The sequence below is a fragment of the Kluyvera intermedia genome (genome assembly GCF_021440345.1).
Classification (GTDB): domain Bacteria; phylum Pseudomonadota; class Gammaproteobacteria; order Enterobacterales; family Enterobacteriaceae; genus Kluyvera; species Kluyvera intermedia_A.
Genome location: NZ_JAKCNS010000039.1, coordinates 20,039 through 46,738, shown reverse-complemented (window position 1 = coordinate 46,738; position 26,700 = coordinate 20,039). Strand labels below are relative to the sequence as shown.

At 53.2% G+C, this 26,700-nt stretch carries 24 protein-coding genes; 17 read left to right on the top strand and 7 right to left on the bottom strand.

All coding sequences use genetic code 11. From position 1 onward, the window contains the following. The first annotated feature begins 191 nt into the window (after nt 1–191). A complete protein-coding gene (clcA, locus tag LZ634_RS11755; protein ID WP_234505169.1) occupies nt 192–1,610 on the top strand; it encodes a H(+)/Cl(-) exchange transporter ClcA in 1,419 nt (472 codons plus the stop codon). An 82-nt stretch (nt 1,611–1,692) separates the two neighbouring features. Further along, entirely contained in the window at nt 1,693–2,037 is a 345-nt protein-coding gene (erpA, locus tag LZ634_RS11750) for an iron-sulfur cluster insertion protein ErpA (protein WP_234505168.1), read from the top strand. 60 nt (nt 2,038–2,097) lie between these two features. Here erpA and LZ634_RS11745 read toward each other — a convergent pair whose 3' ends face one another. The 3 genes from LZ634_RS11745 to mtnN are packed head-to-tail and all read right to left on the bottom strand — an operon-like array spanning nt 2,098 to nt 4,227. Continuing rightward, nucleotides 2,098–2,721, bottom strand: coding sequence for a TRIC cation channel family protein (locus LZ634_RS11745; protein ID WP_234505166.1), 624 nt, complete (start codon nt 2,719–2,721; stop codon nt 2,098–2,100). Nucleotides 2,722–2,735: 14 nt separating this feature from the next. Further along, nucleotides 2,736–3,536, bottom strand: a complete 801-nt coding sequence (gene btuF / locus LZ634_RS11740) for a vitamin B12 ABC transporter substrate-binding protein BtuF (RefSeq protein ID WP_234505165.1) — start codon at nt 3,534–3,536, stop codon at nt 2,736–2,738. Next, the gene (gene mtnN / locus LZ634_RS11735; protein ID WP_234505163.1) at nt 3,529–4,227 is read right to left on the bottom strand and encodes a 5'-methylthioadenosine/S-adenosylhomocysteine nucleosidase; all 699 of its coding nucleotides are present in this window, start codon (nt 4,225–4,227) and stop codon (nt 3,529–3,531) included. Before mtnN ends, btuF begins: the two co-directional genes overlap by 8 nt. An 83-nt stretch (nt 4,228–4,310) precedes the next feature. On the opposite strand from mtnN, the gene dgt reads away from it, so the two are divergent. From dgt to cdaR, 3 genes are all read left to right on the top strand, one after another. Then, nucleotides 4,311–5,825 (top strand): dGTPase, encoded by a 1,515-nt coding sequence (gene dgt / locus LZ634_RS11730; protein WP_234505160.1) that lies wholly within the window; start codon nt 4,311–4,313, stop codon nt 5,823–5,825. 136 nt (nt 5,826–5,961) lie between these two features. Continuing rightward, the gene (gene degP / locus LZ634_RS11725; RefSeq protein WP_234505156.1) at nt 5,962–7,407 is read left to right on the top strand and encodes a serine endoprotease DegP; all 1,446 of its coding nucleotides are present in this window, start codon (nt 5,962–5,964) and stop codon (nt 7,405–7,407) included. Between the two features lie 157 nt (nt 7,408–7,564). After that, nucleotides 7,565–8,722 (top strand): DNA-binding transcriptional regulator CdaR, encoded by a 1,158-nt coding sequence (gene cdaR, locus LZ634_RS11720; protein WP_234505153.1) that lies wholly within the window; start codon nt 7,565–7,567, stop codon nt 8,720–8,722. A 48-nt stretch (nt 8,723–8,770) separates the two neighbouring features. Here cdaR and LZ634_RS11715 read toward each other — a convergent pair whose 3' ends face one another. The 4 genes from LZ634_RS11715 to map form a co-directional block, all read right to left on the bottom strand. Then, nucleotides 8,771–9,160, bottom strand: coding sequence for a DUF3461 family protein (locus LZ634_RS11715; RefSeq protein WP_234505150.1), 390 nt, complete (start codon nt 9,158–9,160; stop codon nt 8,771–8,773). 107 nt (nt 9,161–9,267) lie between these two features. Next, a complete protein-coding gene (dapD, locus tag LZ634_RS11710; protein ID WP_052285401.1) occupies nt 9,268–10,092 on the bottom strand; it encodes a 2,3,4,5-tetrahydropyridine-2,6-dicarboxylate N-succinyltransferase in 825 nt (274 codons plus the stop codon). A 34-nt stretch (nt 10,093–10,126) separates the two neighbouring features. After that, nucleotides 10,127–12,799 (bottom strand): bifunctional uridylyltransferase/uridylyl-removing protein GlnD, encoded by a 2,673-nt coding sequence (glnD, locus tag LZ634_RS11705; RefSeq protein WP_234505147.1) that lies wholly within the window; start codon nt 12,797–12,799, stop codon nt 10,127–10,129. A 60-nt stretch (nt 12,800–12,859) separates the two neighbouring features. After that, nucleotides 12,860–13,654, bottom strand: a complete 795-nt coding sequence (gene map / locus LZ634_RS11700) for a type I methionyl aminopeptidase (protein ID WP_052285403.1) — start codon at nt 13,652–13,654, stop codon at nt 12,860–12,862. A gap of 329 nt (nt 13,655–13,983) precedes the next feature. Here map and rpsB point away from each other — a divergent pair, with 329 nt between their 5' ends. From rpsB to fabZ, 12 genes are all read left to right on the top strand, one after another. Further along, nucleotides 13,984–14,709 carry a 30S ribosomal protein S2 gene (gene rpsB, locus LZ634_RS11695; protein WP_052285404.1) on the top strand — a complete coding sequence of 242 codons (726 nt, stop codon included), beginning with the start codon at nt 13,984–13,986 and terminating at the stop codon, nt 14,707–14,709. A gap of 134 nt (nt 14,710–14,843) precedes the next feature. Beyond that, nucleotides 14,844–15,695 carry a translation elongation factor Ts gene (gene tsf, locus LZ634_RS11690; protein WP_234505143.1) on the top strand — a complete coding sequence of 284 codons (852 nt, stop codon included), beginning with the start codon at nt 14,844–14,846 and terminating at the stop codon, nt 15,693–15,695. 161 nt (nt 15,696–15,856) lie between these two features. After that, on the top strand, nt 15,857–16,582 hold the full coding sequence (gene pyrH, locus LZ634_RS11685) for a UMP kinase (protein WP_052285405.1): 726 nt from the start codon (nt 15,857–15,859) through the stop codon (nt 16,580–16,582). Nucleotides 16,583–16,857: 275 nt separating this feature from the next. Next, entirely contained in the window at nt 16,858–17,415 is a 558-nt protein-coding gene (gene frr, locus LZ634_RS11680) for a ribosome recycling factor (RefSeq protein WP_052285406.1), read from the top strand. Nucleotides 17,416–17,629: 214 nt separating this feature from the next. Beyond that, nucleotides 17,630–18,826 (top strand): 1-deoxy-D-xylulose-5-phosphate reductoisomerase, encoded by a 1,197-nt coding sequence (gene ispC, locus LZ634_RS11675; RefSeq protein WP_234505140.1) that lies wholly within the window; start codon nt 17,630–17,632, stop codon nt 18,824–18,826. Between the two features lie 237 nt (nt 18,827–19,063). Continuing rightward, nucleotides 19,064–19,822, top strand: a complete 759-nt coding sequence (gene ispU, locus LZ634_RS11670) for a (2E,6E)-farnesyl-diphosphate-specific ditrans,polycis-undecaprenyl-diphosphate synthase (protein ID WP_234505138.1) — start codon at nt 19,064–19,066, stop codon at nt 19,820–19,822. A gap of 12 nt (nt 19,823–19,834) precedes the next feature. Then, a complete protein-coding gene (gene cdsA / locus LZ634_RS11665; RefSeq protein WP_234505134.1) occupies nt 19,835–20,692 on the top strand; it encodes a phosphatidate cytidylyltransferase in 858 nt (285 codons plus the stop codon). An 11-nt stretch (nt 20,693–20,703) separates the two neighbouring features. Then, complete coding sequence (gene rseP / locus LZ634_RS11660; protein ID WP_234505133.1) at nt 20,704–22,056, top strand: sigma E protease regulator RseP; 1,353 nt, start codon at nt 20,704–20,706, stop codon at nt 22,054–22,056. A 31-nt stretch (nt 22,057–22,087) separates the two neighbouring features. Then, nucleotides 22,088–24,499, top strand: a complete 2,412-nt coding sequence (bamA, locus tag LZ634_RS11655) for an outer membrane protein assembly factor BamA (protein ID WP_234505131.1) — start codon at nt 22,088–22,090, stop codon at nt 24,497–24,499. A gap of 127 nt (nt 24,500–24,626) precedes the next feature. Then, nucleotides 24,627–25,112: a molecular chaperone Skp gene (gene skp, locus LZ634_RS11650; RefSeq protein ID WP_234505129.1), complete on the top strand. Its 486-nt coding sequence runs from the start codon at nt 24,627–24,629 to the stop codon at nt 25,110–25,112. Between the two features lie 3 nt (nt 25,113–25,115). Then, nucleotides 25,116–26,141 (top strand): UDP-3-O-(3-hydroxymyristoyl)glucosamine N-acyltransferase, encoded by a 1,026-nt coding sequence (lpxD, locus tag LZ634_RS11645; protein ID WP_234505127.1) that lies wholly within the window; start codon nt 25,116–25,118, stop codon nt 26,139–26,141. Between the two features lie 102 nt (nt 26,142–26,243). Further along, entirely contained in the window at nt 26,244–26,699 is a 456-nt protein-coding gene (gene fabZ / locus LZ634_RS11640; RefSeq protein WP_052285413.1) for a 3-hydroxyacyl-ACP dehydratase FabZ, read from the top strand. Nucleotide 26,700 lies beyond the last annotated feature (1 nt).

Below are 26,700 nucleotides of genomic sequence, written 5' to 3'. Positions count from 1 at the left end.
ACGTCAACCGGTCGGTTCGTTCAATTGATCTTCTGCGCCGCTTTCTATTCATTCACGCTAACTGCTGATGAACTAAAATTTTACCCCGGTGCAACAAAGCACTTGCGACGCGTTTTTTTTCGCGACGACGCGCACCGGTGTGAGTAAAATGCTCTCCCTTTCCATTTGTATTACCAATTAGTGAAGACGTGATGAAAGCAGAGATAACTCCTTTAGAGGCACAACGGATCGTTCATTTACGCCGCCGCGATGTGGTGCGTAAATTATTGAACCGGGATAAAACGCCGCTGATGGTACTGCTGTCGGCTGCCGTTGTCGGTTCTCTGGTGGGGCTGGTTGGCGTGGCGTTTGAGCATGCGGTGAACTGGGTGCAAAACGCGCGTATCGCTACGCTGGCGCAGGTCGCCGATCATTGGTTTATCGTCTGGCCGCTGGCGTTTATTTTATCGGCCCTGCTGGCGATGGTGGGCTACTGGCTAGTGCGCCGCTTTGCGCCGGAAGCCGGTGGATCAGGTATTCCCGAAATTGAAGGTGCGCTGGAAGAGCTGCGTCCGGTGCGCTGGTGGCGCGTGCTGCCGGTGAAATTTGTTGGCGGCATGGGAACGCTGGGCTCGGGTATGGTGCTGGGACGCGAAGGGCCGACGGTGCAAATCGGTGGCAATATCGGCCGCATGGTGGGGGATATTTTCCGCCAGCGTGGCGAAGAGTCGCGTCATACGTTGCTGGCAACCGGTGCGGCGGCGGGGCTTTCAGCGGCCTTTAACGCGCCGCTGGCGGGCATCCTATTCATCATTGAAGAGATGCGCCCGCAGTTCCGCTACAGTTTGATCTCTATTAAGGCCGTATTCGTCGGCGTGATTATGTCCAGCGTCGTATTCCGTATCTTTAACGGTGAAACGCCGGTGATTGAAGTCGGTAAGCTGACGAATGCGCCAGTTAATACGCTGTGGCTGTATCTGGTGCTGGGGATTATCTTTGGCTGCGTTGGCCCGCTGTTCAACACGCTGGTGCTGAAAACTCAAGATATGTTCTTCCGTATTCACGGCGGCGATATTAAAAAATGGGTGCTGATTGGCGGCCTGATAGGCGGCGGATGCGGTATTCTCGGGCTGTTTCACCCGGCTGCCTCCGGCGGTGGATTTAGCCTGATCCCGATTGCCGCAGCCGGTAACTACACCGTCGGTGCGCTGCTGTTTTTGTTTGTCGCCCGCGTGGTGACGACGCTGCTGTGTTTTTCCTCCGGAGCTCCCGGTGGGATTTTCGCGCCAATGCTGGCGTTAGGCACGCTGCTGGGTACCGCATTTGGGATGGCGGCGATGAATCTTTTCCCGGCTTATCATCTGGAAGCGGGAACCTTTGCTATCGCTGGAATGGGCGCGCTGTTAGCGGCGTCCGTACGTGCACCGCTCACCGGAATCGTGCTGGTGCTGGAGATGACCGATAATTATCAGCTCATTTTGCCAATGATTATTACCGGGCTCGGTGCCACGCTATTAGCGCAGTTCCTCGGTGGACAGCCGCTCTACGCCACGATTCTGGCAAGAACCCTTGCCAAGCAGGAAGCTGAACAGGAGGCGAAAGCCCAGCGGTCAGCGCCGGAGAATACTTGAACGATTTACTCGGGTATTAGATAATGACACAAAGAGTCGGGTGAATATTAACCTGAACCTGCAGTATTAATGGGAGCAAAAAATGAGTGATGACGTAGTGCTGCCGCTGGAGTTTACCGACGCCGCAGCCAAAAAAGTAAAAGTCCTGATCGCGGATGAAGAGAATCCAAACCTGAAACTGCGCGTGTATATCACGGGCGGCGGTTGCAGCGGCTTCCAGTATGGTTTTACCTTTGATGACCAGATCAACGACGGCGATATGACCATCGAAAAACAGGGCGTAGGCCTGGTGGTCGATCCGATGAGCCTGCAGTATCTGGTGGGCGGTTCCGTTGACTATACCGAAGGGCTGGAAGGTTCACGCTTTATCGTGACCAACCCGAACGCAACCAGCACCTGTGGCTGTGGTTCTTCGTTCAGCATCTGATGTGCTTGTCCGGACTGTGATGTGAATTTTAATTGCCCGCCTTCTGGCGGGCAATTTCATTTAGCGGCCAGGCTCATCCAAAGCAAAGGTGGGCAGCTTCAGGTGCCAGCGAATCGCCGCCAGGCGAATAGCCAGCGTCACCACCATTCCCATCATACTGGCGTTTTCCAGTGGCACATCAAAGGTGTAGTAAGCCGTTGCGTGGACAATCCCGCCGACAATACAGGCCGTGGCATAGATTTCAGTCCGCAGGATCATCGGTACTTCACGCGCCAGCACGTCACGAATAATCCCGCCGCCAACGCCGGTGACGACACCCATACATATCGCAACCAGCGGCCCGGAGTGGGCGATAAACGCTTTGTTGACGCCAATGCCGACGAATACCGCGAGACCGACGGCATCCAGTACCGGCAGCACCCATTTGGGTAAACGGCGCGGCTGGCGCACCAGCACAATCGTCAGCATGCAGGTGACCATCGCCACGACCAGGTCGGTTGGGTCTTTTACCCAGAATACCGGGCCGTTGGCCAGCGCCATATCACGAATGGTACCGCCACCGACGGCGGTGACGACACCGAGCACCAACACACCGAACGGATCCATACGCAGCTTACCCGCCAGCAAAACGCCGGAGACCGCGAAAACCATGGTGCCTACAATATCCAGCCAATAAACAAGCATGACCAATTACCCAATTAATGAACCTGCTCGAGTGCAGTACAGAGTTGTTTTGCGGCGAGGATAATACGTGGGCTTGCCCGTTCAAACCAGTCACTATTGAGGGGAATGATGGGGATTGTGAGCTGACTGGCCCAGTACTGCTGAATTTTCGGAATTTGGCTCTCGTCGCCCGCGGCAACGATGACCTGCGGCTGACGCATTAGCACCTGTTCACGGCTCACCTGTGGCCAGGCGACGCGACTGTCGGCGAAGATATTTTCACCGCCACAAATCTCCAGTACCTGGTTTTGAATCGCGTTTTTGTTACTGGTGAAAATAGGGTTAAAGCCAAATTGCATAAACACCCGTTTTTTCGGTGCGTTGGCGTACTGCGCTTTGAGCTGAGTATAGTCATGCAGTAGGGCGGTTGCGGCCTGCTCGGCTTTCTCTGGCGTTGGGCTCCATTTCGCGAGCTGGCGCAGCGTGGCGGCAATCTCTTCAATGCTATGGGTATCCACCCATAAAACGTCGATCCCAAGAGCTCGCAGCTGGTTCACCTGGCGTTCGGCGTTGCCTTCTTTCCATGCCAGCACCAGGTCTGGATGGAGGGCGACAATACGTTCCAGATTAATTCCCTGCCATGAGGAAACCTGTTCAATCGCTTTGGCTTCGGCAGGATAGTCTGACCATGCGCTCACGCCAATCGGGGTGATCCCGGCGGCAAAGGCCAGTTCGGTATTGGCGGGAGAAAGGGAGATAACCCGCGGCGCGGCACACAGCCACGCCGGGACGCTAAGCAGCAGGGCCAGCAGCCCGGTGATGAGCCGCTTAGCCACGCGCCAGCTTCTGCACCAGCGTTTCAACCATCAGCGTTGACTGTTTAGCGGCAACCGCCAGGAACTCATCAAAGCTCAGATGGGACTGCTGATCGGCAACGTCGGAAATCGCGCGTACCACGACAAACGGTACGGCAAAGCTGTGGCAGACGTGGGCAATTGCCGTGGCTTCCATCTCAACCGCAATCGCCTGCGGGAAGTTGTGGCGGATTTTTGCCAGACCTACAGAACCGTTGATGAAGGCATCACCGCTGACAATCAGGCCGCGTACGGCGTTGAGGTCTAAGGATTTAATGCACTCTTCGGCAGCGGCAATCAGTTTGTCGTCTGCTTTGAAGGCCGCCGGGCAGCCGGCCATCTGGCCAATTTCGTAGCCGAATGCGGTAACGTCAGCGTCGTGGTAGCGCGCTTCGTCAGAGACCACGATGTCGCCTACTTTCAGGGTTGGCGCGAGGCCGCCTGCGGAACCGGTATTAATGATGACGTCCGGCTGGCAGCGTTCCAGCAGCAGGGTTGCGCCCATTGCCGCAGCAACTTTACCAATGCCAGATTTCAGTAACGCGACGTCAACGCCGTTAAGCTGGCCGGTATAGATCTCGCTACCGCCAATAGTGATGGTCTGACGATTTTCGATTTTGCCACGCAGCAGCGTAACTTCTTCTTCCATTGCGCCAATAATGCCGATTTTCATAGATTTACTCGCGATGTGCCATGTTTAAAGGCATAGTCTATCATGCGGTTCAGGGGAAGCGCATTTCTCGCGACGGAGAGGCTATGGCTACGATTGATTTTCGCAATAAAATTAACTGGCATCGGCGCTATCGTTCACCGCAGGGCGTCAGTTCTGAACATGAAATCCTGCGCATCTTCGAGAGCGATCGCGGGCGCATTATTAATTCTCCGGCGATTCGGCGATTACAGCAGAAAACGCAGGTCTTCCCGCTCGAGCGTAACGCAGCGGTGCGCACGCGCCTGACGCACTCAATGGAGGTGCAGCAGGTTGGCCGCTACATCGCCAAAGAGATCCTCAGCCGCCTGAAAGAGAAAAATCTGCTCGCAACCTACGGGCTGGATGAACTGACCGGGCCATTTGAAAGTATTGTTGAGATGGCGTGTTTGATGCACGACATTGGCAATCCGCCGTTTGGTCACTTTGGTGAGGCGGCAATTAACGACTGGTTCAGCCACCGTCTGGCACCCAAAGATGCTCGCCAGCAGCCGCAGAGCCACGATCGCTGCGAGGTCATCGACCTGCAACTGCGAGAAGGTGAAGAAGCGCTAAACGTGTTACGCAGTAAAGTGCGTCAGGATCTGTGTCATTTTGAAGGTAACGCGCAGGGCATCCGCCTGGTGCATACCCTAATGCGTATGAATCTGACCTGGGCGCAGGTGGGATGCATTTTAAAATACACCCGTCCGGCCTGGTGGGCGACCGACGTGCCGAAAACGCACAGCTATTTAATGAAAAAACCGGGCTATTACCTGGCCGAAGAGCACTATATTGCGCGCTTACGTAAAGAACTTGATTTGGCGCCTTACAATCGCTTCCCATTAACCTGGATTATGGAGGCGGCTGATGATATCTCTTATTGTGTCGCGGATCTTGAGGATGCGGTAGAAAAACGAATTTTCAGCGTTGAGCAACTCTATCAACATTTATATGAGGCGTGGCCTAATCATACAAAAGGTTCGCTGTTCGCGCAGGTTGTCGAAAATGCCTGGGATAAATCTCGCTCTAATTCATTAAGCCGAAGTGCGGAAGATCAGTTCTTCATGTATTTGCGGGTGAATACATTAAATAAGCTGGTGCCCTATGCGGCACAGCGATTTATAGACAATCTACAGAAGATCTATGACGGTGATTTTAATCAGGCGCTGCTGGAAGATGAAAGCAGCTACAGCGAACTGCTTGCATCATATAAAAATGTAGCTATAAAACATGTCTTTAGTCATCCTGAGGTCGAGCAGTTAGAATTACAGGGTTATCGGGTTATTGGCGGCTTACTGGATATTTATGCACCGCTACTAAAATTATCACTGAGTGATTTCAGTGAGCTGGTGGAACATGAACGTGTGCGCCACTTGCCAATAGAATCACGACTCTTTTGCAAGCTCTCAACGCGGCATCGTTTAGCTTATGTTGAGGCTGTTAATAAAATTTCGCGTGACTCCGTGGAATTTCCGGTAATGGAATATTATTATCGTTGTCGGCTGATTCAGGATTATATCAGCGGTATGACCGATCTCTACGCGTGGGATGAATATCGACGGTTGATGGCGGTGGAATAATCAGAAGTTTTGTAAAGACGCTCAATAAATTTTTACTTTTCCCAAGTGCAGTTGCAGGGAACTTAGTGCCATAAAGTGAATCTGATTAGTCACGAACATCGTAACTTTGCGTAATCTGAAATTGAGATTGAAACACATGAAAAAAACCACGTTAGCAATGAGTGCACTGGCTCTTAGTTTAAGTCTGGCTCTGTCTCCGTTGTCCGCTAGCGCGGCCGAGACGGCATCTTCCACCGCATCTGCTGCGCAGCCAATGCCAAGCCTGGCGCCGATGCTGGAAAAGGTGATGCCGTCTGTCGTCAGCATTAATGTTGAGGGCAGCACAACGGTAAATACCCCGCGTATGGGGCGTAACTTCCAGCAGTTCTTTGGCGACAACTCGCCGTTCTGCCAGGACGGTTCACCTTTCCAGAGTTCCCCATTCTGTCAGGGAGCAGGCCCGGATGGTGGTAACGGCGGCGGAAGCCCGCAGCAGCAGCAGAAATTTATGGCCCTGGGTTCCGGGGTGGTGATTGACGCGGCGAAAGGCTATGTCGTCACCAACAACCACGTGGTCGATAACGCCAACGTGATTAAGGTTCAGCTGAGCGATGGCCGTAAGTTTGATGCCAAAGTGGTGGGGAAAGACCCGCGCTCTGATATCGCGCTGATTCAGATTCAGGATCCGAAAAATCTGACGGCAATTAAGCTGGCGGATTCTGACGCTCTGCGCGTTGGCGATTATACCGTGGCTATCGGGAACCCGTTTGGTCTGGGTGAAACTGTCACCTCCGGTATCGTCTCCGCGCTGGGCCGTAGCGGCCTGAACGTCGAAAACTACGAAAACTTTATTCAGACCGATGCCGCAATTAACCGCGGTAACTCCGGTGGTGCGCTGGTTAACCTGAACGGCGAGCTTATCGGTATCAACACCGCGATCCTCGCACCGGACGGCGGTAACATCGGTATCGGCTTCGCTATCCCAAGCAACATGGTGAAAAACCTCACCGACCAGATGGTGAAATTCGGGCAGGTTAAGCGCGGTGAGCTGGGCATTATGGGTACCGAGCTGAACTCCGAACTGGCGAAAGCCATGAAGGTTGATGCTCAGCGCGGCGCTTTCGTAAGCCAGGTGATGCCGAACTCCTCTGCGGCGAAAGCGGGCATTAAAGCCGGTGACGTGATTACCGCTCTGAACGGTAAACCGATCAGCAGCTTCGCGGCGCTGCGTGCGCAGGTTGGCACTATGCCAATCGGCAGCAAAATCAGCCTTGGCCTGCAGCGTGACGGTAAACCGCTGACGGTAGAGATTGAACTGCAGCAGAGCAGCCAGAATCAGGTGGACTCCAGCTCTATCTTCAACGGTATCGAAGGTGCTGAGATGAGCAACAAAGGCCAGGATAAAGGCGTAGTAGTGAGCTCCGTGAAAGCGGGCACGCCGGCTGCGCAGATTGGCCTGAAGAAAGGGGATGTGATTGTTGGGGCTAACCAGCAGGCGGTGAAAAATATCGCCGAGCTGCGTAAAATCCTCGATAGCAAACCTTCCGTTCTGGCGCTGAACATTCAGCGTGGTGATAGCTCCATCTACCTGCTGATGCAGTAATCCCTCCTGAACCCTTTCCCTCTCGGGGAAAGGGTTTCTTTCCCCCGTTATGTGAAGCCCCCCACAACTCCACAGATCTCAATCGTGCTTTGTGCATTTGCACAGTGCGAGCCGTATACATCTTTCTTATCATGTAACCTGCTCACAGGAGGGGTTCATGGCTAGCTGGCATCTCGATACGAAAATGGCGCAGGATATCGTGGCGCGCACGATGCGGATTATCGACACCAATATCAACGTAATGGACGCCCGCGGGCGCATTATTGGCAGCGGCGACCGCGAGCGTATTGGTGAATTGCACGAAGGCGCGTTGCTGGTACTTTCTCAGGGGCGCGTGGTCGATATTGACGATGCGGTTGCCCGCCATCTGCACGGGGTACGTCAGGGGATTAACCTGCCGCTGCGGCTGGAAGGAGAAATCGTCGGCGTTATCGGTTTGACCGGTGAGCCGGAGACGCTGCGTAAGTACGGTGAGCTGGTCTGTATGACGGCGGAGATGATGCTGGAACAGTCGCGCCTGATGCACCTGCTGGCGCAGGATAGCCGTCTGCGTGAAGAGCTGGTGATGAACCTTATCCAGGCCGAAGAGAATACGCCCGCGCTGACCGAGTGGGCTCAGCGGCTGGGTATCGATCTTAATCAACCGCGCGTCGCGGCGGTGGTAGAGGTCGACAGCGGGCAGTTGGGCGTGGATAGCGCCATGGCAGAACTCCAGCAGCTACAAAATGCGCTGACTACGCCGGAGCGCAACAACCTGATAGCCATCGTGTCGCTGACCGAAATGGTGGTGCTGAAGCCGGCGCTGAACCCGTTCGGTCGCTGGGATGCGGAGGATCATCAGAAACGTGTAGAGCAGCTGATTTCACGCATGAAGGAGAATGGTCATCTGCGTTTTCGCGTGGCGCTGGGTAACTATTTTACCGGGCCGGGCAGTATCGCCCGTTCCTATCGCACCGCCCGTACCACCATGATGGTCGGCAAGCAGCGAATGCCCGACAGCCGCAGCTATTTCTACCAGGATTTGATGTTGCCGGTGCTGCTGGACAGTCTGCGCGGCGGCTGGCAGGCCAACGAGCTTTCCCGCCCGTTAACGCGTCTGAAAGCGATGGATAACAACGGTTTATTACGCCGGACGCTGGCCGCGTGGTTCCGCCACAACGTGCAGCCGCTGGCGACCTCGAAGGCGCTGTTTATTCACCGTAATACGCTGGAGTATCGATTGAACCGAATTTCGGAGCTCACGGGGCTGGATTTGGGGAATTTTGACGACCGGCTACTGCTGTATATTGCGTTGCAACTGGATGAACAGCGGTGATAAACCCGGCCAGGCGAAGCGTGGCCGGGGAAATAAAGTGCACGAGTATTATTTATTACGCGTTAGTTTTTCCAGATCGGCTTCAATTTCGCTGATCTTGTTGGTGACAACGCTTTCGAGATGACGCAGATCGTCGAGGATCTTACGCTTAAGGTCGACTTCGGTTCGATCGCGCTGGCAAATCTGATCTAACTCATCAATGATGTAGCGCAGGTTAGGGCTGATTTCCTGCACCTCTTTGAACCCCTGGCCTGCGCCGTCTGCGACAACGGTCTTACGCTGGCGTGGGTATTTGAACTTCACGCTCTTAGCGAAAAACTCACCCTTATCCTTCTGGAAATAGATTTTCAGGATATCGTTGTTGGCTTCCTGCCGGAGGCTGTAACGATCGATTTCATCAGGATTGGTAATGCCCAAACTTTTCAGATTATCGTACATAGCGGTACCCTTGATCTAAATTAACTATTGAATAATTAACGAAAAAATCATTTTCCGCCAGCGTAGAGATAAAAAAAAGCGGGGTAGCCCCCGCTTTTCATATCTTATTAATCAATTGTGCGTAGCAGTTCGTTGATGCCCACTTTACCGCGGGTTTTCGCGTCAACTTTCTTCACGATAACCGCGCAGTACAGGCTGTATTTACCGTCTTTAGACGGCAGGTTGCCGGAGACCACCACGGATCCCGCAGGGACGCGGCCATAGAATACTTCGCCGGTTTCGCGGTCGTAGATTTTGGTGCTCTGACCCAGGTAAACGCCCATGGAGATAACGGAGCCTTCTTCAACGATCACGCCTTCAACCACTTCGGAGCGTGCGCCGATGAAGCAGTTATCTTCGATGATGGTTGGATTAGCCTGCAGTGGCTCCAGTACGCCACCGATGCCGACGCCGCCGGACAGGTGAACGTTTTTACCGATCTGCGCGCAAGAACCGACGGTTGCCCAGGTATCAACCATGGACCCTTCGTCAACGTAAGCACCGATGTTGACGTAGGAAGGCATCAGTACGGTGTTGCGTGCGATGTAAGCACCCTGACGGACTGCCGCTGGTGGTACCACGCGGAAGCCTTCTTTCTGGAAACGTGCTTCGTCGTAGTCGGCGAATTTCATCGGCACTTTATCGAAGTAGCGGCTTTCCGCGCCGTCGATAACCTGGTTATCGTTAATGCGGAAAGAGAGCAGAACCGCTTTCTTCAGCCACTGGTGAGTGACCCACTGGCCGTCAATTTTTTCAGCGACACGCAGCGCGCCGGAATCCAGCAGGGAAATAACCTGGTTGACCGCTTCGCGGGTTACGGTATCCACATTTGCCGGCGTGATGTCGGCGCGACGCTCAAAAGCGGACTCAATAACGTTCTGTAATTGCTGCATTGTTTACTCTTTCCATTTACTAATAAAAAAATCGTTACCCTTTATCGTTTGGATTGAGGGCCGCTGTCAACCGTTGTTGCACTTCTTGTTGCAGCACATTATTAAGGGCACGCCGGTCTGCGGTGGCGATTATAAATAAATCTTCTACTCGTTCACCAATTGTCGTAATTCTGGCCCCGTGGAGCGAAATTCCGAGGTCAGCGAACACCTGTCCGACGCGGGCCAGAAGCCCAGGCTGATCGAGCGCAATCAGTTCAAGGAACGAGCGGCGGTCGGTATGCGTCGGCAGGAAATTCACCTCGGTATCGACGGAGAAATGGCGCAATTTTGCCGCCTGGCGACGTGGCTGAGGTGGCTGCCAGCTGTGCTGGGTAATCGCCTGTTCGAGTCCGAAACGAATGGCTTCATGGCGGTCGCCGGAAAGCGGGCTGCCATCCGGCTCAAGCACAATAAAGGAGTCCATCGCCATGCCGTCGCGGGTGGTGAAAATCTGCGCGTCGTGCACGCTGAGATTTCGACGGTCGAGTTCGGCGCAGACGGCGGCGAACAGATAAGGCCGGTCCGGGCTCCAGATAAAGATTTCAGTCCCGCCGCGCGTGGCTTGGGGACTGAGCAGGATCATCGGTTGGGTCAGATCGTGTTTCAGCAGATGGCGGGCGTGCCATGCCAGTTGGTTTGGCGTGTGGCGCACAAAGTAGTTGGCGCGACAGCGGTTCCAGATCTGATGCAGCGCCTCTTCATCAATGTTGTCCATGCGCAGCAGCGCCAGCGCCTGCATCTGATGATGGCGTACGCGCTCACGCATATCCGGCGTATTTTGCATCCCCCGCCGCAGCTGTTTTTCGGTGGCAAAGTACAGCTCACGCAGCAGGCTCTGCTTCCAGCTATTCCACAAGGTTTCGTTGGTTGCGCAGATATCGGCAACCGTCAGGCACACCAGGAAACGCAGACGATGTTCGGTCTGCACCTCTTCGGCGAACTGCTTGATCACTTCCGGGTCCTGAATATCGCGACGCTGAGCGGTGACTGACATCAACAGATGTTGGCGCACCAGCCAGGCAACCAGCTGGGTTTCTCGCGAGTTCAGGCCGTGCAGTTCGGCAAACTTGAGCACGTCCTGCGCGCCGAGAACCGAGTGATCGCCGCCTCGCCCTTTGGCGATATCGTGGAACAGGGCGGCAATCAGAATAAGCTCTGGGTGATTCAGACGCGGCCAGAGATCGACGCACAGCGGATGGCGCGGGCGTGTCTCTTCACGAGCAAAACTCTCCAGCTTCAGCAGCACGCGAATGGTGTGCTCGTCGACGGTGTAGGCGTGGAACAGGTCAAACTGCATCTGCCCGACAATATGCGACCACTGCGGCATATAGGCCCACAGTACGCTGTGGCGATGCATCGGCAGCAGACCACGGCTCACCGCACCCTGATGGCGCAACATGCTCAGGAACAGCTCGCGTGCTTCCGGGATATAGCACAGCGGCTGGCTCAGGTGGCGGCGGGCATGGCGCAGATGGCGCAGCGTGGTCGAGTAAATCCCGGTAATGCTGCTGTTACGCACCATGATGTGGAACATGCGCAGAATGGCCTGCGGCTCGCGGATAAACAGCGTGTCGTCGCGCAGGTCGATAAGCGTGCCACGTAGCTGGAAATCATCGTCAATCGCCCGCGGTTTTTCGTCTTCGGTGAGGGCGAGAATCGCCTCATCAAACAGCTGGAGCAGCATGTGATTGAGCTCGCTGACCCGACGGGTGACGCGATAGAAATCCTTCATCATGTGTTCGATAGGCTGATTGCCTTCACCGGCGTATTTCAGCCGTTGCGCGACGCTCAACTGGCGGTCGAACAGCAGACGGTTATCGTAGCGGTTAAGTTCCAGGTGCAGGGCGAAGCGAATCCGCCAAAGCAGATGCAGACATTCGTTGAGTTCGTTACGTTCGGCTTCGGTCAGAAAGCCGAAACTGACCATTTCGTCGAGCGAGGTGGCGCCAAAGTGACGGCGGGCGACCCACTGAATAGTGTGGATATCACGCAGGCCGCCGGGGCTGCTTTTAATATCCGGCTCCAGATTGTAGCTGGTGCCGTGATAGCGCTGGTGGCGTGCTTCTTGCTCTTCAACTTTGGCGGGGAAAAAGGTTTCGGACGGCCAGAAACCTTCGCTGAAGACGTTTTTTTGTAACTCCAGGAATAGCGCAACGTCGCCAATGAGCAGGCGGGACTCGATCAGGTTGGTAGCGACAGTTAAATCCGACAGCCCTTCCAGCAGGCACTCTTCCAGTGTACGCACGCTGTGGCCGACTTCCAGCTTCAGATCCCACAGCAGCGTCAGCAGTTCGCCAATTTTTTGTGCCTGATCGTCGGGCAGTTTTTTGCGGCTTAGGATCAGTAAATCAACGTCAGAGAGCGGATGCAGTTCACCGCGCCCGTAACCGCCGACGGCGACCAGCGCGGCGTCTTCCACTTCGCCAAAATCGTACAGTAGCCACAGGCGCTGTAAGAGCTGGTCGATAAACTCGGTGCGGGCTTCAATCAGCTGTTCGGCGGAGATGCCGTTATCGAAGGCTTCCCCCAGCCAGCGCTGAAAATCATCGAGACGGTTTTTGATCTCCGCGCAGTTGAGGCTGCTTTGCGGCCAATCAACCGGGTTTTCCGGCTGGCCGGGCAGGGTGGGGAGAATTGTGCATGCCAGTTCAGGTAAGGAGTTACTCATCAAACCACCCATAAGAAAAAACTATCACCGATAAAAAAGCCGGCAATCGCCGGCTTTTCATTATTCGTTGTGCGAGATTATCGCCGGGATGGTGTCATCCTTGCGTAACGTCAGTATTTCGCAGCCGTTGTCTGTTACCACAATAGTATGCTCGTACTGCGCAGACAAGCTACGGTCTTTGGTTTTTACCGTCCAGCCGTCTTTCATGGTGCGGATCTCTTTTTTGCCGGCGTTGACCATTGGTTCAATGGTGAAGGTCATGCCTTGCTTCAATACCACGTCGGTTTCGCGAGAGTCGTAATGCAGCACCTGCGGTTCTTCGTGGAAGCCGCGGCCGATACCGTGTCCGCAGTATTCGCGAACCACTGAGAAGCCTTCCGCTTCAACGAACTTCTGAATCGCTGCGCCAATTTCACGCAGGTTCACGCCTGGTTTCACCATTCGCAGCGCAACGTACAGGCTCTCTTTGGTGACGCGGCACAGACGCTCGCCCAGGATGGTTGGTTTGCCGACGATAAACATTTTTGAGGTGTCGCCGTGGAATTCATCTTTGATGACCGTGACGTCGATGTTGACGATGTCGCCATCTTTGAGATGTTTTTCGTCATCCGGGATACCGTGACACACCACTTCGTTAATCGAGATGCAGACCGATTTTGGGAAACCGTGGTAGTTCAGGCAGGCGGAAATCGCTTTCTGTTCGTTGACGATGTAGTCGTTACAAATGCGATCCAGTTCACCGGTGGTGACGCCTGGCTTCACATACGGTTCGATCATTTCCAGCACTTCGGCGGCCAGACGGCCAGCAACGCGCATTTTTTCAATATCTTCAGGGGTCTTAATAGAAATAGCCATGGAATATGTCCATCAGTGTCGATTTTTTCGACAATAATTGAGTATTAGTGATGTCAATGTTAACAGCCAGGAGCCGTCCCTGCCAAATTGAGAATCATTCTGAACTTCGCCTTTCGTGCCCCGGTGTACGATAACAACTGTTGGTATCTGCGGCGAATTTATGGTATAAAGCGCGCCGAACTTCCGCTCAATGTTTTGGCTGGAAGCGACAAATCTCACTTTGTGTAATAACACACACGTATCGACACATATTCCGGGGTGCCCTTAGGGGTCGGTAATATGGGATACGTGGAGGCTTAACCCCAACTTTATCTATAGAGGTTTTTACCATGGCAACTGTTTCCATGCGCGACATGCTCAAGGCTGGTGTTCACTTTGGTCACCAGACCCGTTACTGGAACCCGAAAATGAAGCCTTTCATCTTCGGCGCACGTAACAAAGTTCACATCATCAACCTTGAGAAAACTGTACCAATGTTCAACGAAGCTCTGGCTGAACTGAACAAGATCTCTTCTCGCAAAGGCAAAATCCTTTTCGTTGGTACTAAACGCGCTGCAAGCGAAGCTGTGAAAGAAGCTGCTAACAGCTGCGACCAGTTCTTCGTGAACCATCGCTGGCTGGGCGGTATGCTGACTAACTGGAAAACCGTTCGTCAGTCCATCAAACGTCTGAAAGATCTGGAAACTCAGTCTCAGGACGGTACTTTCGACAAGCTGACCAAGAAAGAAGCGCTGATGCGTACTCGTGAGCTTGAGAAACTGGAAAACAGCCTGGGCGGTATCAAAGACATGGGCGGCCTGCCGGACGCACTGTTCGTAATCGATGCTGACCACGAACACATTGCTATCAAAGAAGCGAACAACCTGGGTATCCCAGTATTCTCTATCGTTGATACCAACTCTGATCCAGATGGCGTTGATTTCGTTATCCCTGGTAACGACGATGCAATCCGTGCTGTGACCCTGTACCTGAGCGCAGTTGCTGCTACCGTTCGTGAAGGCCGTTCCCAGGATCTGGCTTCCCAGGCGGAAGAAAGCTTCGTAGAAGCTGAGTAATAAGGCACGCTCGTTAGAGCCCTTATAGACCAGGTAGTACACGTTTGGTTAGGGGGCCTGTCTATGGCCCCCTTTTTTACTTTTAAATCTGTGCGGTTTCGGCCGGGCAGATCAAATCTTCCGAGGATTTTAGAATGGCTGAAATTACCGCATCCCTGGTAAAAGAGCTGCGTGAGCGTACTGGCGCAGGCATGATGGATTGCAAAAAAGCACTGACTGAAGCTAACGGCGACATCGAGCTGGCAATCGAAAACATGCGTAAATCTGGCGCAATCAAAGCCGCTAAAAAAGCAGGCAACGTTGCTGCTGACGGCGTGATCAAAACCAAAATCGAAGGCAACTTCGGCGTGATTCTGGAAGTTAACTGCCAGACTGACTTCGTTGCTAAAGACGGTGGTTTCCAGGCGTTCGCAGACAAAGTTCTGGACGCAGCTGTTGCTGGTAAAGTGACTGACGTTGATGTCCTGAAAGCACAGTTCGAAGAAGAGCGTGTTGCCCTGGTTGCTAAAATCGGTGAAAACATCAACATTCGTCGCGTTGCAATCCTGGAAGGTGATGTTCTGGGTAGCTACCAGCACGGTGCACGTATCGGTGTTCTGGTTGCGGCTAAAGGCGCTGATGAAGAGCTGGTTAAACACCTGGCAATGCACGTTGCTGCAAGCAAGCCAGAATTCGTTAAGCCAGAAGACGTGTCTGCTGAAGTGGTAGAGAAAGAATACCAGGTACAGCTGGATATCGCGATGCAGTCCGGTAAGCCGAAAGAAATCGCAGAGAAAATGGTTGAAGGCCGCATGAAGAAATTCACCGGTGAAGTTTCTCTGACTGGTCAGCCTTTCGTTATGGACCCAAGCAAAAACGTTGGCCAGCTGCTGAAAGAGCACAACGCTGACGTGACTGGCTTCATCCGCTTTGAAGTGGGCGAAGGCATCGAGAAAGTTGAGGCTGACTTCGCAGCAGAAGTTGCTGCAATGTCCAAGCAGTCTTAATTGCTGTAAAGGAGCCGCCTAAGGGCGGCTCTCTTTTGTGTAGTATAGATTTAAGCAGTGAAGAAAATCGTCATGTGGAAATCAGCCTGCTCCTATTGGGGGTCACCGGCAAGGAACGCATGATGTCACTCATCCCATTCGTGACACTCTCAGGAAAGAAAATGGCTACCAACGCAAAACCTGTCTACAAACGTATTCTGCTCAAGCTTAGCGGTGAAGCATTGCAGGGGACTGAAGGCTTCGGTATTGACGCAAGTATTCTTGACCGCATGGCGCAAGAAATTAAAGAACTTGTTGAGCTGGGCATTCAAGTGGGTGTCGTTATTGGTGGTGGCAACCTGTTCCGTGGCGCGGGTCTGGCAAAAGCGGGCATGAACCGCGTTGTGGGCGACCACATGGGCATGCTGGCAACGGTAATGAACGGCCTGGCGATGCGTGACGCACTGCACCGCGCCTATGTGAACGCCCGCCTGATGTCGGCGATTCCGCTGAATGGCGTGTGTGATAACTACAGCTGGGCAGAGGCCATCAGCCTGCTGCGTAACAACCGCGTCGTGATTCTGTCCGCCGGTACCGGCAACCCGTTCTTTACCACCGACTCCGCAGCCTGCCTGCGCGGCATCGAAATCGAAGCCGACGTGGTACTGAAAGCCACTAAAGTTGACGGCGTATTCACCGCTGACCCGGCGAAAGACCCGTCTGCGACCATGTACGAACAGCTGAGCTACAGCGACGTACTGGAACAAGAACTGAAAGTCATGGATCTTGCAGCCTTCACGCTGGCCCGTGACCATAAATTGCCGATTCGCGTATTCAACATGAACAAGCCGGGCGCACTGCGTCGCGTGGTCATGGGCGAAAAAGAAGGCACTTTAATTACGGAATAATTTCCGTAGCGGCCAATTCCGGGTAAGATTCGCCTTTACCTGGCAGAATTGATTCACTCTATGGATTTTAAGTTGCGGTAAGGCGGCAATTGAGAGAACTCCGATGAGCTTACTTTAGTAAGTGATTTGGGGAAACGAATGCAGCCAATACATCCGCAGTTTGAAAGACGACGAGTATATTCGGTGGCCTGATTTAAACGAGACTATACTTAGCGCATTCTTCGCAATGTGTCATTGTCTGGTCTGACTGAGACTAGTTTTCAAGGATTCGTAACGTGATTAGCGATATCAGAAAAGATGCTGAAGTACGCATGGAAAAATGCGTAGAAGCATTCAAAAACCAAATCAGCAAAATTCGCACGGGTCGTGCTTCTCCCAGCCTGCTGGACGGCATTGTCGTTGAGTATTACGGCACCCCAACTCCGCTGCGTCAGCTGGCAAGCGTCACGGTAGAAGATACCCGTACGCTGAAAATTAACGTGTTCGACCGCTCTTTGGGCCCGGCCGTTGAAAAAGCGATTATGGCGTCTGACCTCGGTCTGAACCCAAGCTCCGCGGGTACTGACATTCGCGTTCCGCTGCCTCCGCTGACCGAAGAACGTCGTAAAGACCTGACCAAAATTGTTCGTGGTGAAGCAGAACAGGCGCGCGTATCCGTACGTAACGTCCGTCGCGATGCGAACGATAAAGTGAAGGCGCTGCTGAAAGACAAAGAGATCAGCGAAGATGACGATCGCCGTTCTCAAGAAGATGTACAGAAACTGACCGATGCGGCTATCAAGAAAGTTGAAGCGGCGCTGGCAGAGAAAGAAGCAGAGCTGATGCAGTTCTAATACTGCGTAAGTTGTGCGATGAACGCCGTACAGGGAGCATTACTGCTTCGCTGGCGGCGTTTTGCTTTGTACTCGTTGTCTTTCAAGCCGCAGGTGCGCTTACCGTGCTCCCAGAGACTACTGACCGATCTCGGTAAGCTTTCAGGAACATCGGCTTGTCGCCTTTGTGTAACTTGAAATACGTCGAGTATATTTTATCTATTCTGGATCTCTCATGAAGCGATTAGCTGTTCTGGGCTCTACGGGCTCTATTGGTTGCAATACGCTGGACGTCGTGCGCCATAACCCAGAGAAATTTACGGTAACCGCGCTGGTGGCGGGTAAAAACGTCGAGCGCATGGTTGAACAGTGCCTGGAGTTTGCTCCGCGCTATGCGGTGATGGATGACGCACCTAGCGCCCATGCCGTGATGCTTGCGCTGCGCGAGCATGGCAGCCAGACTGAGGTGCTCAGCGGTCAGCAAGCGGCCTGCGAGGTGGCGGCGCTGGATGAGGTCGATCAGGTCATGGCGGCGATTGTTGGCGCAGCCGGTCTGCTCCCAACGCTGGCAGCAATCCGCGCCGGGAAAATTATCCTGTTGGCGAATAAAGAATCACTAGTGACCTGCGGGCGTCTGTTCCTTGAGGCCGTCAAACAACATAATGCGCAGATTCTGCCCGTCGACAGCGAACATAACGCTATCTTTCAGAGTTTACCGCAAAGTTTTCAGAGCAACTTAGGGTACGCTGATCTGGCGCAGCATGGAGTGTCATCCATTCTGCTTACCGGATCAGGTGGTCCATTCCGTGAAACGCCAATCGCTGAACTGAGCGCAATGACGCCAGATCAGGCTTGTCGCCATCCGAACTGGTCGATGGGACGTAAAATTTCCGTCGACTCGGCCACCATGATGAATAAAGGTCTGGAATACATCGAAGCCCGCTGGTTGTTTAATGCATCAGCGCAGCAGATGGAAGTACTGATTCACCCTCAGTCGGTGATTCACTCAATGGTGCGATACCAGGACGGCAGCGTACTGGCACAGTTGGGTGAGCCCGATATGCGGACGCCAATTGCCAACACCATGGCATGGCCGCATCGTGTGATTTCCGGCGCGAAGCCGCTGGATTTCTGCAAGATGGGATCGTTGAGCTTTAGTGAGCCCGATTATGCGCGCTACCCTTGCCTGAAACTGGCGATGGAGGCCTTTGAACAGGGCCAGGCAGCGACTACGGCGCTAAATGCAGCCAACGAGATTGCGGTTGCCGCATTCCTCGACGGGCAAATCCGTTTCACCGATATTGCCGCTGTGAATATGGCGGTGCTGGAACACCTCGAACTCAGTGAACCACAGAGCGTTGAGGCGGTGATGGAAATTGACGTCAGGGCGCGCGAAGAAGCGTCTGCGCAGGCGAAGCATTTCGTTCGTTAATGAGAGCGGAATCAGCATACAAACCATCACGGCATTTGTGAGCATCTGGCTTCAGTGATATAGTCTGCGCCACTCGGTAGCGCCGTATTTTGGCTTTGCTATTGGGAAAGCCGTGCTTAATCACGGCTTTTTTGCGACACAAAGATACGTAAAATCATTCAGGTTTACCTGAATGATAAAGTATATAGCTGTATTCCGGGGTACCGCTCATCCCTTTTCATGGATTAAAAACGCGTTATGTTGTCTGCTAATCAACCAATCAGCGAGAATCTGCCAGCCCACGGTTGCCGTCATGTTGCGATCATTATGGATGGCAATGGCCGCTGGGCGAAGAAGCAAGGTAAGATTCGCGCCTTTGGACATAAAGCCGGGGCGAAATCCGTGCGCCGCGCTGTGGCCTACGCAGCGAGTCACGGTATCGAGGCATTAACGCTATACGCATTCAGCAGTGAAAACTGGAACCGCCCGGAACAAGAGGTGAGTGCGTTGATGGAGCTGTTCGTTTGGGCGCTGGACAGTGAAGTAAAAAGCCTGCACCGCCATAACGTTCGGCTGCGAATTATTGGCGATACCCGTCGGTTTAATTCGCGCCTGCAAGAGCGGATCCGTAAGGCGGAAACGCTGACGGAGAAAAATACGGGGTTAACATTGAACATCGCCGCAAATTACGGCGGTCGGTGGGATATTATTCAGGGAGTTCAGCGCTTAGCCGAACAGGTTCAGGAAGGGGAACTCCGCCCCGATCAAATTAGTGAAGAGCTGCTGAATCAGCAGATCTGCATGCATGAACTGGCTCCCGTAGATTTAGTGATTAGGACCGGGGGAGAACATCGGATCAGTAACTTTCTCATCTGGCAAATTGCCTATGCTGAACTTTACTTTACAGATGTTCTTTGGCCCGATTTCGATGAACAAGACTTTGAGGGTGCGCTGCATGCTTTCGCTAATCGAGAGCGACGTTTCGGCGGCACCGAGCCTGGTGGCGACAAAGCCTGATGGGGGTAGCTTTTGCTGAAGTATCGCCTGATTTCTGCATTGATTTTAATACCGGTTGTTATCGCAGCCCTTTTTTTGCTGCCGCCCGGTGGCTTTGCCATTGTGACGCTAGTGGTATGTATGCTGGCGGCGTGGGAATGGGGGCAATTTTGCGGTTTCACTTCTCGTACTCAGCGCGTGTGGCTTGCCGTACTTTGTGGCCTGCTGCTGGCGGTGATGCTCTTTTTGATACCGGAATATCACCATAATATTCATCAACCGGTTGTCGAAATATCGCTGTGGGCCTCCCTGATTTGGTGGGTTGTCGCACTGGTATTAGTTCTCTCTTATCCTGGGTCTGCTGCGCTCTGGCGTCAGTCAAAGGCGCTGCGTCTGATTTTCGGTATCGCTACGATTATACCGTTCTTCTGGGGCATGCTGGCACTCCGCTCCTGGCATTACGACGAAAACCACTACAGCGGCGCGCTGTGGTTGCTCTACGTCATGATCCTGGTTTGGGGAGCGGACTCTGGTGCCTATATGTTTGGCAAGCTGTTTGGCAAACATAAACTTGCGCCGAAGGTCTCTCCGGGGAAAACCTGGCAGGGCTTTATCGGTGGCCTGATTACGGCAGCCGTTATCTCCTGGGCTTATGGCGTATGGGCAAATCTGGACGTTGCACCGTCCATCCTGTTAACCTGTTCCATCATTGCCGCACTGGCTTCGGTATTGGGCGATCTCACTGAGAGTATGTTCAAACGCGAGGCGGGTATTAAAGACAGCGGGCATCTGATCCCGGGACACGGCGGGATACTGGACCGAATTGATAGCCTGACGGCTGCGGTTCCTGTCTTCGCCTGCCTGTTGCTGCTCGTTTTCAGGACGATTTAACGGATGAACTTATGCTGAGCATTCTCTGGAACCTGGCCGCTTTTATTATTGCGCTAGGGGTATTGATCACCGTACACGAATTTGGTCATTTCTGGGTTGCTCGGCGCTGTGGTATCCGTGTAGAGCGCTTCTCCATTGGCTTTGGTAAAGCGCTGTGGCGCCGTGTTGATAAACGCGGCACCGAATTTGTTGTCGCCCTTATCCCCCTGGGCGGCTACGTCAAAATGCTCGACGAGCGGGTTGACGCAGTGGCGCCTGAGCTGCGTCACATGGCGTTCAACAACAAAACGGTCGGCCAGCGTGCCGCCGTGATTGCCGCCGGCCCCATCGCTAACTTCCTCTTTGCCATCTTTGCCTATTGGCTGGTGTTTATCATCGGTGTCCCTGGCGTTCGTCCGGTTGTTGGTGAAATAACCGCCAATTCCATCGCGGCGGAAGCACAAATTGCACCAGGCACGGAACTAAAAGCAATAGATGGTATCGAAACGCCTGACTGGGATGCTGTGCGCATGGCGTTAGTGGCAAAAATCGGTGACGAAAGCACCACTCTCACCGTTGCCCCTTTCGGCAGTGACCAGCGACAGGATAGAATCCTCGATCTGCGTCACTGGGCGTTCGAGCCAGATAAAGAAGATCCGGTAGCCTCGCTTGGGATTCGCCCTCGTGGTGCACAGATTGAACCTGTATTAGCAGAGGTACAATCTGACTCTGCGGCACGTAAAGCTGGTTTACAAGCAGGGGATCGGATCGTTACAGTCAACGGTCAACCGCTGACGCAATGGCTGACGTTTGTTACGCTGGTGCGTGACAATCCGGGTAAAGCGTTACAGTTGGGGATCGAAAGGCAGGGGAGTCCCTTGTCTTTAACTCTGATACCGGATACAAAACACGGTAGCGGAAAGGTAGAAGGGTTCGCAGGGGTAGTACCGAAAGTTATCCCGCTGCCTGAGGAATACAAAACAGTGCGCCAGTATGGGCCTTTCAGCGCGATTGTCGAAGCCACGGAGAAAACCGGGCAGTTGATGAAGCTGACGGTCAGTATGCTGGGAAAATTGATAACCGGTGACGTCAAACTGAACAACCTCAGTGGGCCGATTTCTATCGCCCAGGGGGCTGGGATGTCTGCGGAGTTTGGGTTGATTTACTACCTGATGTTTCTTGCACTCATCAGCGTGAATTTAGGCATAATCAACCTGTTCCCGCTCCCCGTATTAGATGGGGGACATTTGCTGTTTTTGGCGATCGAAAAGCTGAAAGGCGGCCCGGTATCCGAGCGAGTTCAAGACTTTAGTTATCGCATTGGCTCGATCCTGCTGATGCTGTTAATGGGGCTTGCACTTTTCAATGATTTCTCTCGGTTGTAAGAGAGATAGTTAGGAAGAACGCATAATAACAATGGCGATGAAAAAGTTGCTCATAGCGTCGCTGCTTTTTGGCAGCGCGACCGTATACGGTGCTGACGGATTCGTGGTGAAAGACATTCATTTCGAAGGCTTGCAGCGAGTCGCTGTTGGTGCGGCCCTCCTCAGTATGCCAGTACGTCCTGGCGATACAGTCACTGATGATGACATCAGTAACACCATTCGCGCCCTGTTTGCCACGGGCAACTTTGAGGATGTTCGCGTCCTGAGAGATGGCGATGTGTTATTGGTGCAGGTCAAAGAACGCCCAACGATTGCTAGCATCACTTTCTCCGGTAATAAATCGGTGAAGGATGACATGCTCAAGCAAAACCTTGAGGCTTCTGGCGTCCGCGTTGGTGAATCCCTCGACCGTACAACACTCGGTGATATTGAAAAAGGTCTGGAAGATTTCTACTACAGCGTCGGTAAGTACAGCGCGAGCGTGAAGGCGGTTGTTACACCGTTGCCGCGTAACCGTGTCGACCTGAAGCTGGTTTTCCAGGAAGGGGTTTCCGCCAAGATCCAGCAGATTAACATCGTGGGTAACCACGCGTTCAGCACTGAAGATCTGATTTCTACTTTCCAGTTGCGCGATGAAGTGCCGTGGTGGAACGTGGTTGGCGATCGCAAATACCAGAAACAGAAGCTGGCGGGTGACCTTGAAACTCTGCGTAGCTACTACCTGGACCGCGGCTATGCCCGTTTCAACATTGATTCCACGCAGGTTAGCCTGACGCCGGATAAAAAAGGTATCTACATCACCGTTAACATCACCGAAGGCGACCAGTACAAACTGTCTGGCGTACAGGTGACAGGGAACCTTGCTGGGCACTCAGCCGAGATCGAAGGGCTGACCAAGATCGAGCCGGGCGAGCTGTATAACGGCGCGAAAGTGACCAAAATGGAAGATAACATTAAGAAACTTCTTGGTCGCTATGGCTACGCCTATCCGCGCGTTCAGTCTCAGCCGGAAATTAACGACACCGATAAAACCGTCAAGCTGCATATCAACGTGGATGCTGGTAACCGCTTCTACGTGCGTAATATCCGCTTCGAAGGTAACGACACCTCCAAAGATTCCGTACTGCGTCGCGAAATGCGCCAGATGGAAGGCGCATGGTTGGGCGGCGATTTAGTTGACCAGGGTAAAGATCGTCTGAACCGTCTGGGCTACTTTGAAACCGTCGACACCGATACTCAGCGCGTACCGGGCAGCCCGGACCAGGTAGACGTCGTCTACAAGGTTAAAGAACGTAACACCGGTAGCTTCAACTTCGGTATCGGCTACGGTACTGAAAGCGGCGTGAGCTTCCAGGCGGGCGTTCAGCAGGATAACTGGTTAGGTACCGGTTACTCTGTGGGTATCAACGGTACCAAGAACGACTACCAGACCTATACCGAGCTTTCTGTGACCAACCCGTACTTTACGGTTGATGGCGTTAGCCTTGGCGGTCGTGTCTTCTACAATGACTTTAAAGCTGACGATGCTGACCTCTCCTCCTATACCAACAAAAGTTATGGTGTAGACGGGACGTTAGGCTTCCCGATTAACGAATACAACTCACTGCGTGCGGGTCTGGGCTACGTCCATAACGACCTGTCCAACATGGAACCGCAGGTGGCGATGTGGCGTTATCTGGACTCTATCGGCCAGAAGGCGGGTACAACCAGCGACGATAACGGTTTCTCGGCAAACGACTTCACCTTCAACTACGGTTGGACGTATAACAAACTCGACCGCGGCTATTTCCCGACGGACGGTTCGCGCGTCAACCTGAATGGTAAAGTCACGATTCCGGGCTCCGATAACGAGTTCTATAAAGTGACCATGGATACGGCATCCTACTTCCCGATTGATGATGATCATCAGTGGGTGGTTCTGGGCCGTACCAAGTGGGGCTATGGTGACGGGATCGGCAGCAAAGAATTGCCGTTCTATGAAAACTTCTATGCCGGTGGTTCCAGCACCGTGCGTGGTTTCCAGTCCAACACCATCGGTCCGAAAGCGGTTTACTACGGTGCGTCCGGTCTGGATAACTGTGATAAGTCCGGCGGCTACTGTAAGTCTGACGATGCGGTGGGCGGTAACGCCATGGCCGTCGCCAGCCTGGAGCTGATTGTCCCTACGCCGTTTATCAGCGATAAATACGCGAACTCGGTCCGTACGTCCTTCTTCTGGGATGCCGGTACCGTTTGGGATACCAACTGGCAGAACACTGCAGATATGAAAAATGCGGGCGTTCCAGACTACAGCGATCCGAGCAATATCCGTATGTCCGCAGGTATCGCATTACAATGGATGTCACCATTAGGGCCGTTGGTCTTCTCCTACGCCCAGCCGTATAAGAAATACAGTGGAGATAAAGCCGAGCAGTTCCAGTTTAACATTGGTAAAACCTGGTAATTGCTCATTGCAAAGGAATGCACGTTCAGTTTAGTTTTGCTGGCATAAGGCGATAGCGTCAGGTGGCCTCCGGGCCACCAAAAGAACAGTACCTTCGGGTACATATGGGATGGTAAGGAGTATTATTGTGAAAAAGTGGTTAGTCGCAGCGGGTCTGGGTTTAGCAATGGCCGCATCTGCTCAGGCAGCAGATAAAATTGCAATTGTTAACATGGGTAGCCTGTTCCAGCAAGTTGCACAGAAAACCGGCGTTTCCAGCACCTTGGAAAACGAATTCAAAGGCCGTGCTGGCGAACTTCAGCGTATGGAAGGCGACCTGCAGTCTAAAATGCAGCGTCTGCAGTCTATGAAAGCTGGTGCTGACCGCACCAAGCTGGAAAAAGACATCACTGCACAGCGTCAGTCTTTCTCTCAGAAAGCACAGTCTTTTGAGCAGGATCGTCAGCGTCGTACTAACGAAGAACGTGGCAAACTGGTTACTCGTATCCAGACAGCTGTGAAATCCGTTGCTGCAAGCCAGAGCATCGACCTGGTGGTTGACGCTAACGCCGTTGCATTCAACAGCAGCGATGTTAAAGACATCACTTCTGATGTACTGAAACAGGTTAAATAAGTAATGCCTTCAATTCGACTGGCTGATTTAGCTCAGCAGTTGGATGCGGAATTACACGGTGATGGCGATATCGTCATCACCGCTGTCGCGTCCATGCAATCCGCTAAGGCGGGTCATGTCACGTTCCTGGTTAATCCCAAGTATCGTGAACACCTGTCCGCTTGCGAAGCGTCGGCGATTGTCCTGACGCAAGATTTACTGCCTTACGCCAAAGGCGCTGCGCTGGTAGTGAAGAACCCCTACCTGACCTACGCACGTATGGCTCAAATTTTAGATACCACGCCACAACCGGCGCAGGATATCGCACCGAGCGCGGTGGTGAGTCCGTCCGCCACGCTGGGTAACAACGTCTCGATCGGCGCAAATGCCGTGATTGAGTCCGACGTTGTTCTTGGCGATAACGTTGTGATTGGGGCGGGGTGTTTCGTCGGTAAAAAGACCAAAATTGGTGCCGGTTCACGCCTGTGGGCGAATGTAACCATTTACCACGAAGTCGAGATCGGTGAGAATTGCCTGATCCAATCCAGCACCGTTATCGGTTCTGATGGTTTTGGATATGCCAACGATCGCGGCAACTGGGTGAAGATCCCTCAGTTGGGCCGCGTGATTATTGGCGATCGCGTGGAGATCGGTGCTTGTACGACCATCGATCGTGGTGCGCTTGACGACACGCAGATCGGCAACGGTGTTATCATTGATAACCAGTGCCAGATTGCGCACAACGTGGTGATTGGCGACAATACCGCAGTTGCAGGCGGTGTTATCATGGCCGGCAGCCTCAAAATTGGTCGTTACTGCATGATTGGCGGTGCCAGCGTGATTAACGGCCATATGGAAATTTGCGACAAAGTGACCGTAACCGGTATGGGTATGGTGATGCGTCCAATTACCGAGCCTGGCGTGTACTCATCCGGCATCCCGCTCCAGCCGAACAAGGCATGGCGCAAAACGGCCGCACTGGTGATGAATATTGATGAAATGAGCAAGCGTCTCAAGGCTTTGGAACGCAAGCTGAATAATCAAGACTAGTTTTCATCTTATCGCCTTTCGTTTCCCGGCCTGTCGGCATTCTTGTAATCCGGCAGGCCGTGTTATTATTACCCCTTAGTATATTTTGACAGGAAGAGTATTTTGACAACTGACACTCATACTCTGCACATTGAAGAGATTTTAGAACTTCTGCCACACCGCTACCCGTTCTTACTGGTAGACCGCGTGCTGGATTTTGAAGAAGGTCGTTTTCTGCGCGCAGTGAAAAATGTTTCCGTAAATGAGCCGTTTTTCCAGGGACACTTCCCTGGCAAGCCGATTTTACCGGGCGTGCTGATTCTGGAAGCAATGGCGCAGGCCACCGGTATCCTGGCGTTTAAAAGCGTAGGTAAACTGGAGCCGGGCGAGCTGTATTACTTTGCTGGTATCGATGAAGCGCGCTTCAAGCGCCCAGTCGTGCCTGGCGATCAGATGATTATGGAAGTCACCTTCGAGAAAACCCGTCGTGGCCTGACTCGCTTTAAAGGCGTTGCGCTGGTCGATGGCAAAGTGGTTTGCGAAGCGACAATGATGTGTGCGCGTAGCCGGGAGTCCTAAT

Excerpts from the sequence above, each read along its gene's own strand:
- ispC (WP_234505140.1), top strand. The coding sequence starts at position 17,630 with ATGAAGCGATTAGCTGTTCTGGGCTCTACGGGCTCTATTGGTTGCAAT.
- bamA (WP_234505131.1), top strand. The coding sequence starts at position 22,088 with ATGGCGATGAAAAAGTTGCTCATAGCGTCGCTGCTTTTTGGCAGCGCG.
- rseP (WP_234505133.1), top strand. The coding sequence starts at position 20,704 with ATGCTGAGCATTCTCTGGAACCTGGCCGCTTTTATTATTGCGCTAGGG.
- mtnN (WP_234505163.1), bottom strand. The coding sequence starts at position 4,227 with ATGAAAATCGGCATTATTGGCGCAATGGAAGAAGAAGTTACGCTGCTG.
- tsf (WP_234505143.1), top strand. The coding sequence starts at position 14,844 with ATGGCTGAAATTACCGCATCCCTGGTAAAAGAGCTGCGTGAGCGTACT.
- LZ634_RS11715 (WP_234505150.1), bottom strand. The coding sequence starts at position 9,160 with ATGTACGATAATCTGAAAAGTTTGGGCATTACCAATCCTGATGAAATC.
- cdaR (WP_234505153.1), top strand. The coding sequence starts at position 7,565 with ATGGCTAGCTGGCATCTCGATACGAAAATGGCGCAGGATATCGTGGCG.
- lpxD (WP_234505127.1), top strand. The coding sequence starts at position 25,116 with ATGCCTTCAATTCGACTGGCTGATTTAGCTCAGCAGTTGGATGCGGAA.
- dgt (WP_234505160.1), top strand. The coding sequence starts at position 4,311 with ATGGCTACGATTGATTTTCGCAATAAAATTAACTGGCATCGGCGCTAT.
- clcA (WP_234505169.1), top strand. The coding sequence starts at position 192 with ATGAAAGCAGAGATAACTCCTTTAGAGGCACAACGGATCGTTCATTTA.
- ispU (WP_234505138.1), top strand. The coding sequence starts at position 19,064 with ATGTTGTCTGCTAATCAACCAATCAGCGAGAATCTGCCAGCCCACGGT.
- glnD (WP_234505147.1), bottom strand. The coding sequence starts at position 12,799 with ATGAGTAACTCCTTACCTGAACTGGCATGCACAATTCTCCCCACCCTG.
- degP (WP_234505156.1), top strand. The coding sequence starts at position 5,962 with ATGAAAAAAACCACGTTAGCAATGAGTGCACTGGCTCTTAGTTTAAGT.
- rpsB (WP_052285404.1), top strand. The coding sequence starts at position 13,984 with ATGGCAACTGTTTCCATGCGCGACATGCTCAAGGCTGGTGTTCACTTT.
- pyrH (WP_052285405.1), top strand. The coding sequence starts at position 15,857 with ATGGCTACCAACGCAAAACCTGTCTACAAACGTATTCTGCTCAAGCTT.
- map (WP_052285403.1), bottom strand. The coding sequence starts at position 13,654 with ATGGCTATTTCTATTAAGACCCCTGAAGATATTGAAAAAATGCGCGTT.
- dapD (WP_052285401.1), bottom strand. The coding sequence starts at position 10,092 with ATGCAGCAATTACAGAACGTTATTGAGTCCGCTTTTGAGCGTCGCGCC.
- LZ634_RS11745 (WP_234505166.1), bottom strand. The coding sequence starts at position 2,721 with ATGCTTGTTTATTGGCTGGATATTGTAGGCACCATGGTTTTCGCGGTC.
- erpA (WP_234505168.1), top strand. The coding sequence starts at position 1,693 with ATGAGTGATGACGTAGTGCTGCCGCTGGAGTTTACCGACGCCGCAGCC.